The following is an 18,050-nucleotide window of genomic DNA, read 5'->3' on the forward strand; positions in this document are numbered from 1 at the left end:
TACACGCAGAGAGCGCAACTAAGGCACATACGAACCGCTTTAAGACTACTTATCTCCTCCCTTCCACTCTTCCTCTGTGTCCTCTGCGCCCTCTGCGGTAAAAAAAATTACATCTTCTTAGAAAAGTTCACCAGTAAGCCGTCCCCTATCTCATTCCGGTGCTATTTAAAGCATTTCCCCCGTCAAACTAAAAGCGCGAATATCTGTAATTTTAACCCGCACAATTTTACCCGCCAATTCAGCAATATCGCCCTTAAAAAATGTGAGACGATTGCCGCGAGTGCGCCCCATCACCTGAGTTGAATCTTTAAGATTCTGGACTTCCACCAAAACCTCTTCAGTGCGTCCGAAATAGCGCTGCGATCGTTCCATCGCCGTTGTTGTCACTACATGATTGATTCGTTGCAGGCGATCGGCTTTCACCTCCTCACTCAACTGATTTTCCCACAAAGCCGCCGGCGTCCCAGGGCGAGGCGAATAAGCCGCAGTATTCACCAAATCGAAACCAACCTCTTCGATCAACTTCAAAGTCTTCTCAAACTGCGCTTCCGTCTCCCCAGGAAAACCGACAATCGCATCCGCAGTAATCGAAGCATCCGGCATATAACGGCGAATTGTATCAATAATCCGGCGGTATTTTTCCTGAGTATAACCGCGCGACATCGCCTTCAAAATATCATTATCCCCGGACTGAAAAGGAATGTGAAAATGTTCGCAAACCTGCAGTAATTCAGCACAAGCCTTAATCAATCTTTCCGTAAAATAGCGCGGGTGGCTAGTAGCAAATCTGAGGCGATCGACACCAGGCACATCCTGCAAGAAATAAAGCAAATCCGTCAAAGTATGCTGGTTGCTGCCGCCCGGTTTTGTCCCCGGTAAATCGCGTCCGTAAGCATCAATATTTTGCCCCAATAAAGTTACCTCCTTGTAACCTTGACGGCCCAAATCTTCCATCTCAGCGCGAATAGCCTCCGGCATTCGCGACTGTTCAACCCCGCGAACATTGGGGACAACACAATAAGTGCAGCGTTCATTGCAGCCGTAAATTACATTCACCCAAGCAGTCACCTTGCTATCCCGGCGCGGCTTAGTAATATCCTCCATAATCTCAACAGCTTCAGTCGCCACAATTTGATTGCCCTCAAAAACTTGTTCCAGCAAATCTTCAAGTCGGTTAGCGTGTTGTGGCCCCATTACTAAGTCTAATTCCGGCACTCTCCGCAGCAGCGCTTCACCTTCCTGCTGCGCCACGCATCCAGCTACAATTAAAGTTAAACCCGGTTCTTGGCGCTTGCGATGAGCTTGCCTTCCGAGGTTAGAATAAACTCTTTGTTCGGCATTATCGCGAATTGTGCAAGTATTGTAGAGAATCAAGCTAGCTTCGTTCGGGTCTTCCGAGAACTCAAAGCCCATATTTTCCAGAATGCCGGCCATCCGTTCCGAGTCGGCTTTATTCATCTGGCATCCGAAAGTAGTGATGTGATAGCGGCGAGGTTTAACGGTCATGGCGAATTGCAGGCAAATAAAAAATATAGGTTTTCAACCTTAACCAACTATTATATAACAAGTCTAAACCCTTTGTGAACTTTTCTTTTTATCAGTCTTTTATTTTTCTCAGCACCCTCTGCTGTTTATGAGACTTATTGCATAAATCTTTGATGGATAGGGGAAACCGCAGATCAACGCAGATCAACGCAAATGCCTTTCAAGATAGTTTGCAAAGGCATACAATCTTGCCTCTTAAAAAAACCACTTTCACAAATCTGTAGGGTGTGTGAGGCGCGGCGATTAACTTGCGCTACCGACAATCAATCTTAAACCCTGCATCACGCACCAAAATCTAGTTGTGGCGGTGCGTGAGTGTTAAAAATATCACAGTTTGAATTCAAAAACTACTCGCCCTCACGCACCCTACACCCAAAGTCCTGATGCTAAGGAATGAGAATTAAATAACTTACAATGCGTGATGGTTCTTGTGGGATGGGCGTCCCGCCCGTCCAGAAAGGGCGGGCTATAAGCCCAACCCCTACTCCCCACAAACTTGTGTAAATTATTTAATACCAATTTAATGTGAAGTTGCACATATCTCGATCCCCCTAAATCCCCCTGATTGTTGGGGGACTTAGAGAAGAATCTTGTCCCCCCCTTTGTAGGGGCGGTGCGACCCCTACTCCCCGTGCCCGCCCTCTTGGCTAGGGGGGATCGGATTCTATGCAACCTCATGAAAAATTGGTATAATTCGCGATCCTAATGTTTATTTGTGCCTATTTCTCTATTTATTTTGTCTGTAAAAAATGTAAAATTGTTTTGGCAATACCTTGTGCAGCCAAATAAGGAACCCCATTGCCAACAGTTTTAAACATATTAGTCAACGTCATCTTTTCCGGCAGTGCAAAATCTTTTGGCAGTGACTGAATAGCCAGTGTTTCTGCAACAGAAAGCCGACGAAGTTTGTAAGGGTGCAAATGAACTTCGTTATTGCCGTAACAAGCTGTTGGCGAATAACGCCATCGGTGCAATCGCTTGAAAGATTTTTTTGAATCATCTCCTTCATCAACGGAAGCAAACCGCTTAATGCCTGCTTTGGGTTGGAAATAGTGTTTGGCATTAGGATGGTTGAGAACGTCATTTTTTTGGAACCAAAATTCTACCGTTAAATCTTGGGGAATGCCATCAGGACAAGGCACGAAATCATCATCTGCAAAGGCCGTTCTCTCTGGCCAAGGATGAGAAAAAATTTCTGATTTGGGATATAATACCTGACTTTGCCAAGGAAATAAACTTTCGGCTAACATTGGGCTTTTTTCCTCTAGGGAAATGCCCATATTTTTGACAAGGTTTTTTCTAAGCCCAATCAAAATAATTCTATCCCTATCTTGCGGAACCCCGTATTCTATCGCATTAATTAAACGTTCGGCAAAAACGTATCCCGAATCAGCCAACTGATGTTTTAGTTCGTCGTAAAAAGATTTATGTTTTTTGGTTCTCCACAAACCTTTGACATTTTCAAATAAAAAGAAATCTGGCTGCTGCTGACAAATCAATTCAATGTATGAAGCTGAAAGTTGACCTTTATCTCCTTCCCCACCCCGGTTTTTACCACCAATAGAAAAGTCAGGACAAGGCGGCCCCGCGATAAATCCCACAATATCGTGATGCTTGCGGGCATCCTGCATCAATTCCCGCAGGCGAAAAGCTGGTTCTCCCCCTACAAGTCGAGTTACATCTGCTTCCTCTCCTTCGCAATATCCGTATTCTGGTAGCGGCAAATTCATGCACTGCCGAGAATAGCGGTATGCTTGCATGAAAGGTGGGAAAAGTTCATTGACATACGCTACATTAAAGCCGATCGACTCAAAGCCCAAATCGAGCAAGCCAGAACCCGAAAAAAATGAGAAAATACAGGGGATGGGGAATTGGGAATTTGGCATGGGGAATTGGGAATTGGGAATTGGGAAACAGAAAAGATTAACTTAATGGAACTCATTTTATTCATGCGTATTCGCTTGACTCCAAATTAAAGTTGTTAAATCCAAAATATAATCGATTGAGTTATCAACGTATTTTTCGGCAACTTTTCCACCAGTAATTAATATTTTTGATGGCTCTTTGTAATGCGCCTTGTGACAACAAATCAACTGAGGCTTATCTCCTGTAGTTGTCAGCTTTTCTATTTTGAACGTGTCGAGGTGAAGTCGATAAACTGGCGTTTCATTATAGTTTCTGTCCTTAAGATAGCCTAAATTGCCAATAATGTAGATATACTCTCCAACTAAGGTTGCAGAATGAAAATCAGTGGGAGGGAAAACCTCTTTGGGATAGCCTAAAATCTTAAAATTGCCATGTCCGTCGTAAACAACCACATCGTTATAGATACAAAAGTCTGGATCGTAGTAATCTTCGTGTTCGCCAGCAATTTCAATGATTCTTCCATCTGGCAATTCTGTAATTGTTCTCCCAAATCTTTGATAGCACCATACAACAGGTCTATCGTAGTTATCCCCGCTAAACATTGAGTCCGCATCCCAAGCCCCACTACCACTCAGAATCATTGCCTTCCAAAAGTCCACTTCCATTACTTCTGGATTAGTTTTCCCAAATCGACGCTCTCTGCCAGACAAATACTGTTCTAGCGTTACTTCGAGATCGTAATTACCCACTCCAGTGAGATATGACCTCATATCATCGCTAATATCGCTTAAATCTTCGCCCACATCAACAAGCATTCGGACAATTTGTAGATTACTTGCCAATTTAATAGCATTATCAGAGCAATGATTTATTCGACTAGGATTTGCTCCATTCTCTAAGAGAATACGCACGCAATCAGTCGCGCCACATTCTGCCGCTAAAATTAAAGGAGTGCTATTAAAATCATCAGTAGCTTCGATATCAAATCCCTGCTCAATCAACCATTCTAAGACTTCGGTTTTATCGTTTTCGATGGGATACATCAATGGAGTCTGGCCACAGTGTCCACGATCGCTGCGATCTGCTCCTGCTGACAATAATAATTTGGCTGTTTCAAGCTTACCGACTTCCAAACTCAACAGCCAAGGAGTTCGACTCCAGCAGTCGCGCGCAGAAAGATCGGGATTTTGAGCGAGTAATACCTTTACATTTTCGACATCCTCACAGGCGATCGCTTGCATTAGTCCCGCCCATTGGTCACTAGCATCCGCACCTGCCTCTAGCAATAATTTGACAGCATCATAACGTCCCCTTTGTGCGGCGAAACTCACGGCGGACTTGCTGTAGATACTGACATTGCTAAGTTCTGCACCTCTTTCGATCAGCAAACTTAAAATTGATAAGAATTCTCGATCTGTTGAGATAGCGCATCCATTTATGGCATCGATTAAAACATGATAGCCATTTGGTCTCTGATAGTTTATGTTGGCTCCAGCATCCAAAATCAGTCGAACTTTATCGAGACTCCCTGACTGCACGGCTAAGCTGAGTACATTATTTTCATGCTCTCCACAAATCACTTCAATATCAGCTCCGTTGTCTAAAAGAAACTTAACCATATCGCTCGTTGCCTTTGAGCTAGATATCGCGCACATCAATGGTGTGTTTGAGTAAAAGTTATCTGTACTATCAATATCGACTCCACTAGCAATTTGGTGGGCTACACCTGGAATATTTCCTTGTTCGGCATCAATATGAATTTGCATTGCTTTGAGTTAAATTTACTAATCAAATATTCCTAAGATTTGTACCGCATTTTGGAATAGTGTTAAGGTTCCATTGCATTAGTTTCTCCAGCGAGGGGTGAATTCTCCATTATACACCCATCAGCTAATGCTGCTTTTGATTAGCATCGGTGCGGGTGTTGTGGTGTGGTTTCTGGTTTTTTCGATCGCCAAGTTCAAGAGCGTGTTGGCTAAATTCAAGAGAGGAAGATAATCAGGAAAGCCCAAGGGATAGTTTTGGCAAGGTGCTTGATGTGGATTATAAGATAGATTTGCCCGATCGCTCCCTGAACCAAACTATTGTTAGAACCATTGGCCGCCTCGGAAACGCCAGTAGGGAAACAAAATCCGCATTACTGTTTGCGATGCCAGATAAATAGCCAGCCATACAAAACTATAATGTAGAGCAAAAGCTCCTAAATCAAAGTCTAGCAGCGGTATCCCCGGTAAACCGATAGTTTTGATTAATAGCAAGACAAAAAGTGCTTCCCAAATCCCAGCGAGCAATTGAAATGCGCCGGGCCAATCTCGATCCCAGCGGTACTGCTGGATCGAGATATATAAGGCATCCCAGCCGATGCCAAAAATCGCTAGATACCCTAAAATCCCGAAAAATATCGAGCCTGATTTACCAGCGATTAAACCTAGAAAAAATGGCAGTGTTACTAAAACGCCGACTGTTGCAAATAATAAAATTCGAGTTTGCCATCGACCAAATAAGGTGGGAGTCATTCGATTTTAGATTTTAGATTTTGGATTTTAGATTGAATGCGAAAGGGTTTTGTTTTTAATCAATCTGGAGATTTATTGAAAATCCACTTAAACCACTGCACGAACGATCGCCAAACGCTCAATTTCCGCACACCAGCAACTCGGTTGGCGGCCAGACTTTCAACCGATCGCAAGGCGGCGTATTGCAAGCCCAAAAAACTATCTACCGGCGCGTAAGGCCCCCCCAAAGTAATCGCGCCGGCTGCATATACCCGGCCTTCTGTGTTGCTAGCAGAAGAATTCCGCAATTCGGGCACTTCAAAATCGTTGTTAACACTCAGCCGGCCCAAACCGTTGAGGGGAAGATTGTATTGAACTACCAAATCGTTTAACAGAGGACTGGTTTTTACCTTAGCGTCCAAACCCGTAGCATCAATAATAAAATCAGCCTCTAACTTAATTTGTCCCTTGAGTTCCTTCTCCTTAATGTACGTCACCGTGCGGTTTTGACTGTCGCGCTCGACTCGCTCGACTTCCCCGAAGGTAATTTGATACCATCCTTGACTTAAACCTTCTTTGACAATCCGCCGCCAGTCGCTGCGCTGGGCGGTGGTAGTGCCGCCCCAGTCTGTGAGCAACTGCGGCCGCAATTCCGGGGCGACTTTTTCCAAAAGTACGCGGAGTTCCCCGCCCCAGCAAGCTTTCGGCCAGTTGAAAGGTTGAAATTCGTAGTGATTTTCGACGCTGCGCTCAGCGAGTTTAAATTTGTTACCTTGAGGTTTGGGCGATCGCATCAAATGCAATACTTGAATATTACGGTTTCGCTGCCGCGCTTCGTAAATTCGCTGCACCACCCGCGAAGCCACAATTCCCCGGCCTCTAATTAACACGCTGCCGCCGCTGGCCTCCAATTTTTCGTAAACGCCGTCGTGGCTTTCGTAAGCGTTGACAACCGACTCAAAATCCTGGGTTTTTTCGCGGTAAGCTTGCAAGTCTGGCAGAAATTGAATGGCGGGATAGCCGGTGGCTAAGTGTACGTATTTGGCGATTAAAAAAGCGTGATCGCGGTGCTCGGCATTCGATCGAGAATAAGCGATCGCGTACCTGCCGTCATCTGTTTTGCGAATTCCCCGCACTCTACCGTAGCGAAACATCTGATTCCACCCAATTCGATCGACTTCCCTGTCAATAGAATCAAACACATTCCCCGCGCGAGGCGTATAAGTTTCGGCAAAAGTCGGTTCAGCAAACACCTGCCACATCAACTTCAACGACATCCCCAAACGCCCTTTGAGCAATTCCCGCCAAGCTTCCCGCAAAGCATAGGGAGGCCACCCCCAAATGTTGTCTGGACAAGAGTCAGAATTCGATCGTAGGCGTTCCCGCAGCGGAATTTGAGAATTCAGGCACAGACGCAGATAGCGGGCGTAAGGCTGGTTTTCCATGCCCAAAACCGCAATTCGATCGATTTTCACGCCGCAAATTCTGAGCAAATCCACCCAAATAAAACTGCCCAAACCGCCGCCAACGGCAGCCCAATCAACTTCTGTCATAGGGAGTCCCATAGATTGGAGCGATCGCATTGACACTTGAGAAGCTTGCAAAAATGCGATCGGCGGAAATTCTCCCCTACTACCTGTTTGAGGAACCTGCAACATTATTGGCTGCCCCAAGGTGGGGTCTGGCCCATTGGTCTGCGGGTTAAAGAAAATGTGAGAATTGACCGATGGCGTTTCTGGGGAATTCACAGCAAAAGAAATGCCGATCGCGTAGGGCCCAACTTGCAGCATATCCCCGTTTGCCAGCACGCAACGGGTTTGGCGAATGCCGTTAACAAAAGTACCGTTACGGCTACCCGTGTCAGTAAGTAAAATACTGTTACCTTCGGTGCCAATCACTGCGTGAAAGCGAGAAACTTGACTGCTGCTGAGGGCAATTCGAGAAACTCGTTTCCCGTTGATTGTGGCGGGCATAGCTTCAAAAATTCGTCCCAAAGCGATGGGTAAGTCGAGTATGGGGGATCGACAATCCCCCGTAGCTGTATCTGTCCAAGTCAGTCGCAGGCGCAAGGGTTGAGAATTCATGATTATTTTTTAAACATCAGCCGTCGGCTTTGAGCTTTCTGCAAAAAAGATTTGTGAATTTGAGAGTGTTTAGCGGATACCCTGATTTTCCGTTTTTCTTAAATCTTGCACCATTGTCAATTAGCCTTTTCTGAACAGGCTTTCCGGCCTGTTCCACAAGAAAATTCACTCTTTGTGGAACGGGCCGGAGAGCCCGTTCTTGAGAATGGTGCAACATCTCAGTTTTTCCAACTTTCACGGAGACAGCATCACACTCGCCGCCGCCGCCAAAGAAGTACCGCACCACGGACACCCCGCATTCAACTGCGCGTAAGGCGAAATTCGGCTGCATTTGGGACACTGCAAACCATATTGTGAAGGCCCCGTCGGGTGAAAGTTACCAGGTGCGGGAGGCCCAGACAGCAAAACAGTCTGGGGCGCGGCTACCTGCACCTGTGTCACATTCACCACCTCAATTTGCACTTGGCCTAAATGGATGTGGCTTCCCGAGTTCAATTTTGCTTCGCCTCGGGCGAGAATTTTTCCGTCTACCAGCGGCGGATTGCTTTCGCGCAAATTCCGCACTGCATACTCCTGCAATTCCTGATTAAAAAATATTTCAACGTGCAGCCCCGATACGCTGGGATGCGAAAATACTATATCGCACTTCGCGGGATCGCGCCCTAGCCTGACGGTTCCGGGATTTTTGCTCGGCTGTCCGTTTTCAATTGTCTGAGTTTGGCGCACCCCAGCTTCTGTCCATGCTAAAGTGAGCTGGTTGGTCATGATTGTATAGTTTGCTGCTCAAAAAGATAAAAAAATATTAGCTGATTTATTTTGAGGAGTAACCCATAAATCGAGTAAGTCGGAGCGAAACACGACATTCCCAATAAAGTTCACTTTTGCAACTCCTCTGTAGTCGCGTCCTTTAGTTTGTGGGAGCTAGTCCCAACCAAGTGGAGCGTAGTAAGGTAGGAATTTTTAGGCAGTTTACCCTGGCCTAATACAATCAAAGTGGCAGTCGCTAACACCGTTCTAGTTTGATTGCACACCTCAAGTATTACTACTTAAGGCTTTTAAGATTGAGCTCCGCCTCTGGGATGTTGCGCTGGATTGCTTTTAACGCTACATTGCGGGCGGCATTTAATCCAGAATGAGTTTTGTAACCATTAACAGTTGCCACTAATGCCGCCCCAGATTGATAGTCCTCAAATTCAAGTGGGCTAGCAGGAAATTTAACTCCTCTCCAAAGTGGATCTCCCCACGGACTAAGACGGCTCGTGTTCATCGGACTAACACGAGTTGTCAATATGGCATAATCTTGATACGCAATCCGCTTGACTTGTTCAAAAACCTTTCCCTTGAGCCAGTAAGCGCGTTTTTGATTTGACCGCCTAGAAAATTTACCTTTTTTGGGGCGAAGATTACCCAGGTGTTCAAAACTAATTACATCCGCTTTCCAGTGCTTCGCGAATTCAACAAGACTCCTTGAAACAACCCTAGAAAAGTCAATTTCTCTAGCCGTTATTGAGTCCCATTTTGATTTAGCAAAACCGCGACTCACTATTTGGGATTTTCTCATCTTGATTGCAATTCTTCCTAGATCCCGCTTCCTACGAGCTATATGACGCGACTGGTTGATAAAGTGTCTAGCGATCTCAGTCGTTTCGCCTCTGTCGTTGGTTTCTAGAACGGTTGCAATGATGATAAACTTGTCGATATCCATATCAACTCCGCAGGTTCTAAATGCGGATTTAGACATGAGTCCCTTGATACCTCCAGTTGCAGGAACATACTTTTCTAGTGGAAAAACGATCCACAAAGAACCGTTTTGTACCTGAATCCTGGGAGAACCTTTTACCCATTCCGCTGAGATATGAGGGCATTGGTATTGATGTTTAACCCACTTCCACGCATCTCCAACTCGCATCTTCAAAACAATGGAAAAGCCATCATCCTCTTTCCACATCCCTGAATCGTACTGCGGGTTGAACCGGAACGCTCTAGGATGGATAGGAGGTTTATGATGCCTCATCCGCTTCGGCCGATTTAACCATTTTTGGTAGGTAGAATTCCAACTTTCGTAAGCGCCGATGGCTTGTCGAATTGCAGCTCTTTTCAATGGGGAAGGGAAACCATTGATAAACTGATGACCAGCAGTCAGTAGTTCGTAGTATCGCCAAACACCATTAGATTGAACGGGAATACTAACGCCTTGAGGATTTTCGGCAATTAACAGGAAATAAAAATGCACTATTTCGTTGTAAGCATCCTTGGTTTCCTGCATATCAAACTTTGAGCGAATCAATTTCGCTTTAACTGATTTTGTTGCGATTGAATATCCTTTTTGGCGTTTGAGCATTTTACAAGGATACTCCTATACACTCCGATTCGTCAATGGGTTCCGCAGATTTTTCGTTAGTCGTTATTTCTTCTTTACTGATCGGGTCTTTGTAACGCCTCAGAAAATAAAGGCGGCTACTAAAGCAGTGCATGACGCTCATAAAGTCCTGCATCAATTCAGCGTGAGGGGATAGGTCGGTTTTGCCTAAAACAGTTATTTTGCAGCCATTTTGAGAGCAGTACCATTCCACAAATTCAAATCCAAATCGGCACAGACGATCTTTGTGAGCGACAACAATTTCAGATATTTCTCCGTGTCCAACTCGCTCCATCAATTTAATGAATTTCTTGCGCTTAAAATTCATCCCAGAGCCGATCTCTCGAATTAAGTTGCCTTGCCGATTAGCTTTGAGGGCTGTAGCTTGAGACTCTAAATCGTTTTTCTGCGAATGAGTTGAGACTCTGGCATAAATGATTACCAATCCGGTAGTTTCCTGCAAGCCTGATTTCCCGACAATACTGGACTCTAGGTAGCGGCGATGACCTCCTTTGGAGCGGATGTATTCGATTTTGCCGTCATCCGCCCAATCTGCTAATGTTTTAGGGTGGTAGCCGTATTTTTCCTGTGCTTGAGCTGGGGACAGATACATTACTAGAACACTCTAATATATAGAATCACTCCAGTATACTCCAATATTCCGTTTTCTAGTAATTAGACGGACTTCCTCACCAAAAAACTTAATTATAATTATTGACCAAGAATTTCAAAGGTGGTACCCGCCACGTGATTTATCCGTGGAGTCAATCCAAAATCTAAAATCTAAAATCCTCAAGCCCCCGAATTAATCCGTGGGGTCGCCTCCAAAATCTAAAATCTAAAATCTAAAATCGAATGACGCCGACTCGATCGCACTTCTAAAAATATTATGTGCAGCTATACAAAAAAGCCCTCACTTCGGGGCTTTTAGTGCTCGTATTGGCTTTTTTTGACAGACTGAATCGCGCTTGCCAGCTTTTGTTTCCCGCAAAATTATTAACCCCAGTGCAGCTTGGTTAAAAAATTGCTGTTCAAGATTTGCCAGCGATTGCTAAAAACTCATTCCTGGGGGGTTTTCACATTTGCGAGGCTGTGGTGCGCTAGTCACGAATTTTGGAGGTTGGACGATCGAACTACCTTGGTAACTTCGATCGCCCAACCTCCTCAAACGTTTACTGTCCTCGTGCTATCTCTCGCGCTGCAACTGTGCAATCTTTCATTACAGGGCCAGCCTTCAGAGACTTAAGCTTCGCTCTTGCGGCTTTTCCGACCGCCTTCGCGACCAATTTGAGCCATGTGTTCGCGATTTCTGCTGACAGCTTCGCCGCCTTTTTGACCAGCTTGTCTGGCTTCTTCAGGGGTGAATTCGTGTGCAGTTCCTTTCTCGTGTGCAGCTTTTCCGCCTTTGCTAGCAATTGCGCGCTGTTTTTCTGCATCCATAGAAGCGAATCCGCGTTTGCTTTTCTCAGCCATGACTGTCTCCTTGTTTGTTTCTGATTTTTTAGCTCGATCGCGCCTTCGCCTCCCACTGTCATGGTTACTCCCAGTCAGTGGTGAGATATCCGACGGTAAATTATGAAACCTCATCAGACGAATCTAAGCTTTTGGTTTAACTCGCAGAAGGAATCTTTCATAATTTACAAATGTGAACTAAAAATAGTTCACGCCCGGGCACTATAGTTAGAGCCGCCAATGTTTTAAGCTGGTTACTGTCTTTCAATCATTCTATAAACCCCCCCAACTTTTATACCTCTTTCTCAGGTATAGTCATTCTTTAGTTCGCTGGAAGGATGCTTTAGTTCGCAGGAAGGATGGAACCGAAAGCTGATTGGCAGTAGACTCAGAGGATTTTTCGACTCGGGCGGCGCCACCTCAAAAATTAAAAGTCCAAAGACGGATGCTTTTGTGGTCTTTTTACTTTTTTTTTTGGCATTCCGCGCTTGCCAGTTATCCCGATGTTAGTTGGTCTGCCGATCGAGTTGTTTCTGGTAAGCGATATTTTGGGGCGCAGCGCAGGACGTACTCGATCGCACTGATCAAGTTTACCTTATGACCTATCGACACATACATCGGCTTTATCCCTGTTTGCGTCCTCAGCGCTGCTCCTACCGTTGATCCCTCCAGCAGTAAGGGTTGCCAACTGCCCCGATCGAGTCCGACTTCTGAATGTTCTCCAATAAATCGATTTTTGGCAACTCCGATCGTGGGAATCCCTGTCAAAACCCCCAAATGGCAAGCAAGACCGAACCTGCGGGGGTGGGCTAGTCCTTGACCGTCGCACAATATCAAGTCTGGTCTCAAACTGATATTTTCTAAAGCTTCGAGAACTGCCGGCACTTCTCGAAAAGACAGGAAACCCGGAATATAAGGAAAAGTTGTAGGACTGCGAACTACAGCTTGCTGCTGCAACTGCAAGTCGGGAAAACTCAGAACTGTTACAGCGGCCCGCGATACATCGTTTGCACTGTCGTAGCCGACATCTACGCCTGCGACGTACCGAACTGTGTCCAGTTGATTTTCGGTAATTACCTCTGACCGAAGCTGTTCTTGAATGGCGATCGCCTCTTCAACTGTCTGCGGCCAAGGGTGTCGCTGCAACATTTTGATTTCTCTTCAACCGTTCTCATCTAAGCTTAACTTATTTTCGGGCATTTTTAAACTCGGATCTTTATCGTTTGTAGCCATAAATTCCCAACTTGCCCAAGGAGTCTTTTTTTCTACTCAGGAGGGTTGAGCAAGGCGGGCCGATGCCAATTCTACAAATAGAGTCTGTACGTTGGAGAGTGAAATTCTATCTTTCGCTTGTGCTGGAACCAACCCCCAAAGGTTTTATCGGCATCCTTCTCCAATTTTCTACTCAAAATTTACAAAAAATACCTATTTGATGCTGATTTTTTGGCTTTCTAGAAAGCTTTCTCTTTCCGATCGCCATTTTATCCATTGTCCCAGAGCGATCGAGCTATCTATTTACTTCTGCTTTATCTAAAAAACTCCCGTTTGTCAAGATGATTGAAACATTTATTCATCAATAATCTCACCCTGCTACAAGTGCCATTGTTCATCCCCGCTCATCGAGCTAAGAGGTTCCCAGACCCTCGCAAGTATATGACTTTTATGAAAAAGAATCAATTAATTTAGGGAGCATCTCATATTTGTAAAAATACTTCTTCTGGCTCCTTCCTTCTTGTGGCTCCTTCCTTCTTCCTCTTTCCTTCTGCCTCCTGCCTCCTGCCTCCTGCCTCAAAACTCCAATTTCTAGCTTGGCCGCAAAGGTGAGATGCTCCCTTAATTTATGAGTTGTTGCACCATTAACATGAAGCTATAATCTTAGATAAGATGAATATAAAACTAACATCAAGTAACACAACATAGGTGAATTAACATATGAAAACCATGCAAAGTGTTAAGTACAACCTAGCTCTCTACATCGTCGGTGGCATCGTCTTCATCATCGCCGCCTTGATTTTAAGACCTTTTGCCCTCGTCGGCCCAGGGGAACGCGGCGTTATGATGCGCTTCGGGAAAGTTCAAAACACGATTTTAGATGAAGGCATTCACCCGATTTTCCCGATCGTCACCTCTGTAAAAACTCTCAGCGTGAGGGTACAAAAAACAGATTTAAAAGCAGATGCAGCATCCAAAGATTTGCAAAGCATTACGACCGATTTGGCAGTTAACTGGAATGTTGACCCCGCAAAAGTAAATCAAATTTACCAACAAATAGGAGACGAAGAACAAATTGTTGCCAGCATTCTGAGTCCGGCAATTTCGGAAGTTCTCAAAGCAGCAACTTCTAAAAAGACCGCAGAAGAAATTATCACTAAGCGCACGGAACTCAAAACAGAAATCGACAACAGCCTTAAAAAGCGTTTGGAACCTTACGGCGTCATTGTCAGAGATGTTTCGTTAATAAATTTTGGCTTTTCTCCAGAATTTAGCAAAGCCATCGAATCCAAACAAATAGCCGAACAAGAAGCTAAACAAGCAGAATTTACTGTTCAAAAAGCAACCCAAGATGCTAAAGCTGAAATTAACCGTGCTAAAGGTAAAGCTGAAGCTCAACGCTTGCAGCGGCAAACATTAACAGCCGAAATTTTGCAGCAGCAAGCTATTGAAAAATGGAACGGCCAGTTTCCGACAGTAATGGGAGGAGGCGGAACTTTGCCATTAATTAATATTGCGCCGCCTAGTTCTCAAGGTGCCACTCCTGCTAAATAAGCTGCTGCGGATCGTGATTGGCAGGGCGCAGGGAGAAGGGGAGAGGGGGAGAGAGTCTGAGGGGGGGAAGAATAGAGGGTTTTTCACTGCGGATGTGAAGATGTGCTTTTTTAAATGCCCAACAGCAAGCGTATAAAATACAACTAACAACTAAGGTTGAATCTCAGATGTTGCACCATTGTCAATTACTTGTTTAGGAACAGGCAAGATGCCTGTTCCACAAGAAGAAAACTTATTCTTTGTGGAACGTTTAGGAACAGGCAAGATGCCTGTTCCACAAGAAGAAAACTTATTCTTTGTGGAACGGGCCGGAGAGCCCGTTCTTGACAATGGTGCAACATCTGAGTTAAATCCCGCTTACTTAAATACCAAGATACAATTTACGTTGCGCGAGTCCTGAAAAACGTTAAAGTAAGAAGCAACTCGGAAATTGTAAAGGTTTGCTTGAAAGTTCGGCTGATGGGAGATCGGGAGAACCAGTCAATTTCTAATTTAGGTGAAGTGGGGAGTGCCGACGATCGCCATAGTGCGTCAGAAGCACTGTGGCTACGCGATCGAGCCTTGGCAGCTAGTAGCTGCGGCATTGTCATTGCTGACGCCAATGCACCCGATTGTCCCATAATTTATTGCAATCCGGCCTTTGAACGGATGACGGGTTACTGCGCCAGTGAAATCTTGGGGCGCAATTGCCGATTTTTGCAAGGCCCGGATACCGATCGAACTACTGTAGCTAAAATCCGCGACGCCTTGCGCCAAGGTCGAGCAATCCAGACACCAATCAAAAATTACCGCAAAGACGGCACTCCTTTTTGGAGCAAATTATCGCTATCTCCCGTGCGAGACGACAACGCTAATTTGACTCACTTTGTAGGAGTTCAGTATGATTTGTCGGAACCAATATGTGAAGTGCAGCAAGCATTGCAGCAAGCGAACGACCAACTGCAAACGATTTTGGAAGCAGTTCCGGGAACGGTATCTTGGATTAGCTCGGATTTGCGCTATTTGGGGGTTAACCAGCACTTAGCCAAACTGCATGGTTTGCCGCCGTCGGCTTTTGTCGGTCAAGATATTGGTTTTCTGGCTGCTAGCTCGGATTTTAACTCTTTTGTGGTGGAGTTTTTTGCCGACGACGCTACGGAAGCGGTTAAAGAACTCAACGTTAAGGTACAAACCGATGGGGGAGAGTCGGAGGGATACTATTTGATTGTGGCTCAAAAGTACGATGAGGGCAAAGCTGCTTGTCTGGTGGGGATTGACATTACCGAGCGCAAGCGGGCAGAAGAAGCTCTGGTGCTGACTCGCAAGGCGGTGGAAAGTTCGAGTGACGCGATCGGCATCAGCGATGCGAACGGCACTCACATCTATCAAAATCAAGCGTTTTCTCAGCTATTTGAGTGGGACACCGCAGAGGAATTTAAACTAGCCGGAGGTATATCGGCAGTTTTTGCTGACCCCGCAGTCGCCAGGGAGGTACTCGACACGATCGCCCAAGGTTATTCTTGGTTTGGTGAAATTATCAACCGCACTAAAAGCGGTGAAACTTTGCAAGTGTTGCTGCGGGCCGATGCTATTAAAGACGCTACAGGGAAAATTGTCGGTCTGATTTACATGAATACCGATATTACCGATCGAAAGCGCACCGAACAAGAGCTGCGGCAAAGCGAAAAGCGCTTTCGATCGTTGATTGAAAATGCTAGAGACATTATTGTGATTCTCGACGAGAAAGGCTTTTGCCGCTATGTCTCTCCTTCCCTAGAGCGGATTTTGGGCTACCCGACGGCGGAAGTGCTCGGCAGATCTATATTTGACTTGATTCACCCTGACGAATTGCTGATAGTGGATCAAGTGTTCAAAGGTGTCATGCAAATGCCGAAAGTTAGCCTGGGAATGGCGGAATACCGAGTGCAACACAAGGATGGTTCCTGGTGCGTGTTGGAAGCGGTGGCGACTAATTTGCTCAACGAACCTTCGGTGCGGGGAATTGTGGTCAACTGTCACGACGTGACTGAGCGCAAGCTGGCTGAAGAACAATTGTTGCACGATGCTTTGCACGATGCGCTGACGGAGTTGCCCAACCGTGCTTTGTTGACTGACAGGTTGGGGCAAGCTTTTGCCCGCGCCCAACGGCATCCGAGCGAGCAGTTTGCGGTGCTGTTTCTGGATTTGGACAGGTTTAAGGTGATTAATGACAGTCAGGGACACCGCACGGGCGATCGGCTGTTGGTGGCTGTGGCTCGTCGTCTCTTGACTTGTTTGCGGCCAGGCGATACGGTGGCTCGTCTGGGGGGAGATGAGTTTGTGATTTTGCTGGAAGACATTCATGGTGTTGATGAGGCGATCGCCCAAGCAAAGGCAATTCTCAAAACGATCGAACGACCGCTGAATTTGGAAGGTAATAAAGTTTTAATTACTGCTAGCATCGGCATTGCTTTGAATACCGACAAATATCAGTGGCCGGGAGATATTTTGCGCGATGCTGATATTGCGATGTACCGGGCAAAAGCTCTCGGTAAAGCTCGCTACGAAGTTTTTACCAGTGCGATGCACGCTCGCGCTGTGGCTTTGATGCACTTGGAACACGATTTGCGGGAGTCGGTTGAAGAATTAAATTTGAAATATTCGATCGTGGATTTCGCGTGTGGGACGGCGGCGGAAAACTCGCCGATGAGTGAAATCGATCGCAGATTGGAGCGTCCGAAGTCGCAAGTGACCGCTTTAAAATTGGAATGTCCTTTTACTGTTTATTATCAGCCGATCGTTAGTTTGAAAACTGGTTCTGTTATCGGATTTGAGGCGCTGGTGCGCTGGCTGCACCCGGAACGGGGTTTAGTTTCCCCGATGGAATTTATTGCGATGGCGGAGGAAACTGGGTTAATTATGCCTTTGGGTTTGTGGGTTTTGAACGAAAGCTGCCGCCAAATTATTAAGTGGCAGAGTTTGAATTTACCTGGGGGAAATTCGCGGCTGACTGTAGCAGTAAATCTTTCCGGGAGGCAGTTTTCGGAACCGGAATCCATCCAGCAAATTAAGCAAGTTTTGCAGGAAACAGGTGTTGATGCTCGCTGTTTGAAGTTGGAGATTACTGAGAGTGTGGTGATGGAAGATGGGGAAGCGGCGGCGGCGATGCTTTCGCAGTTGAGAGACTTGGGGATTGATTTGTGCATTGATGATTTTGGCACTGGTTATTCGTCTCTGAGTTATTTGCACAAGTTCCCGATTAATATTTTGAAGGTCGATCGCTCTTTTGTCAGTCGCATCGGGGAAATGGGGGAAAATTTGGAAATCGTGCGGGCGATCGTCATGCTGGCCCGCAGTTTGGGGATGGAGGTAGTGGCAGAAGGTGTCGAAACCGCCGTCCAATTGGCTCAAATGCGGTCGATCGGCTGCGAGTACGGTCAGGGGTACTTTTTCTCTAAACCTCTCGACAGTGAGGCAGCTACAGCCTTGTTGAGGCGATCGCCCAAATGGTGAACTGAACTACAA

General features: G+C 45.8%; 13 protein-coding genes. 3 read left to right on the forward strand and 10 right to left on the reverse strand.

Annotated elements, in window-relative coordinates; all coding sequences use genetic code 11:
* Positions 1-165: 165 nt before the first annotated feature.
* From miaB to nfi, 10 genes are all read right to left on the reverse strand, one after another.
* Positions 166-1,506: a tRNA (N6-isopentenyl adenosine(37)-C2)-methylthiotransferase MiaB gene (gene miaB, locus QUB35_RS18860; RefSeq protein ID WP_333143307.1), complete on the reverse strand. Its 1,341-nt coding sequence runs from the start codon at positions 1,504-1,506 to the stop codon at positions 166-168.
* A 770-nt stretch (positions 1,507-2,276) separates the two neighbouring features.
* The gene (locus QUB35_RS18865) at positions 2,277-3,431 is read right to left on the reverse strand and encodes a DNA cytosine methyltransferase (RefSeq protein ID WP_333143308.1); all 1,155 of its coding nucleotides are present in this window, start codon (positions 3,429-3,431) and stop codon (positions 2,277-2,279) included.
* A gap of 57 nt (positions 3,432-3,488) precedes the next feature.
* Positions 3,489-5,177 carry an ankyrin repeat domain-containing protein gene (locus QUB35_RS18870; RefSeq protein ID WP_333143309.1) on the reverse strand — a complete coding sequence of 563 codons (1,689 nt, stop codon included), beginning with the start codon at positions 5,175-5,177 and terminating at the stop codon, positions 3,489-3,491.
* Between the two features lie 321 nt (positions 5,178-5,498).
* Complete coding sequence (locus QUB35_RS18875; protein WP_333143310.1) at positions 5,499-5,927, reverse strand: hypothetical protein; 429 nt, start codon at positions 5,925-5,927, stop codon at positions 5,499-5,501.
* A gap of 59 nt (positions 5,928-5,986) precedes the next feature.
* Positions 5,987-7,990 (reverse strand): FHA domain-containing protein, encoded by a 2,004-nt coding sequence (locus QUB35_RS18880; protein ID WP_333143311.1) that lies wholly within the window; start codon positions 7,988-7,990, stop codon positions 5,987-5,989.
* Positions 7,991-8,224: 234 nt separating this feature from the next.
* The gene (locus QUB35_RS18885; RefSeq protein ID WP_333143312.1) at positions 8,225-8,755 is read right to left on the reverse strand and encodes an FHA domain-containing protein; all 531 of its coding nucleotides are present in this window, start codon (positions 8,753-8,755) and stop codon (positions 8,225-8,227) included.
* A 277-nt stretch (positions 8,756-9,032) separates the two neighbouring features.
* Entirely contained in the window at positions 9,033-10,256 is a 1,224-nt protein-coding gene (locus QUB35_RS18890) for a hypothetical protein (protein ID WP_333143313.1), read from the reverse strand.
* A 76-nt stretch (positions 10,257-10,332) separates the two neighbouring features.
* The gene (locus QUB35_RS18895; RefSeq protein ID WP_333143314.1) at positions 10,333-10,962 is read right to left on the reverse strand and encodes an IS607 family transposase; all 630 of its coding nucleotides are present in this window, start codon (positions 10,960-10,962) and stop codon (positions 10,333-10,335) included.
* Positions 10,963-11,591: 629 nt separating this feature from the next.
* Positions 11,592-11,822, reverse strand: a complete 231-nt coding sequence (locus QUB35_RS18900) for a KGG domain-containing protein (RefSeq protein ID WP_006631632.1) — start codon at positions 11,820-11,822, stop codon at positions 11,592-11,594.
* Between the two features lie 474 nt (positions 11,823-12,296).
* Positions 12,297-12,950 (reverse strand): deoxyribonuclease V, encoded by a 654-nt coding sequence (gene nfi, locus QUB35_RS18905; RefSeq protein ID WP_333143315.1) that lies wholly within the window; start codon positions 12,948-12,950, stop codon positions 12,297-12,299.
* A 783-nt stretch (positions 12,951-13,733) separates the two neighbouring features.
* Between nfi and QUB35_RS18910 the strand changes: the two genes are divergently transcribed.
* The 3 genes from QUB35_RS18910 (at position 13,734) to QUB35_RS18920 (ending at position 18,038) form a co-directional block, all read left to right on the forward strand.
* A complete protein-coding gene (locus QUB35_RS18910) occupies positions 13,734-14,567 on the forward strand; it encodes a prohibitin family protein (RefSeq protein ID WP_333143316.1) in 834 nt (277 codons plus the stop codon).
* Between the two features lie 208 nt (positions 14,568-14,775).
* Positions 14,776-14,967 carry a hypothetical protein gene (locus QUB35_RS18915; RefSeq protein ID WP_333143317.1) on the forward strand — a complete coding sequence of 64 codons (192 nt, stop codon included), beginning with the start codon at positions 14,776-14,778 and terminating at the stop codon, positions 14,965-14,967.
* A 59-nt stretch (positions 14,968-15,026) separates the two neighbouring features.
* Positions 15,027-18,038 carry an EAL domain-containing protein gene (locus tag QUB35_RS18920; RefSeq protein WP_333143318.1) on the forward strand — a complete coding sequence of 1,004 codons (3,012 nt, stop codon included), beginning with the start codon at positions 15,027-15,029 and terminating at the stop codon, positions 18,036-18,038.
* Positions 18,039-18,050 lie beyond the last annotated feature (12 nt).

Source organism: Microcoleus sp. B13-B6 (genome assembly GCF_036705405.1).
In the GTDB taxonomy this organism is placed as follows: domain Bacteria; phylum Cyanobacteriota; class Cyanobacteriia; order Cyanobacteriales; family Microcoleaceae; genus Microcoleus.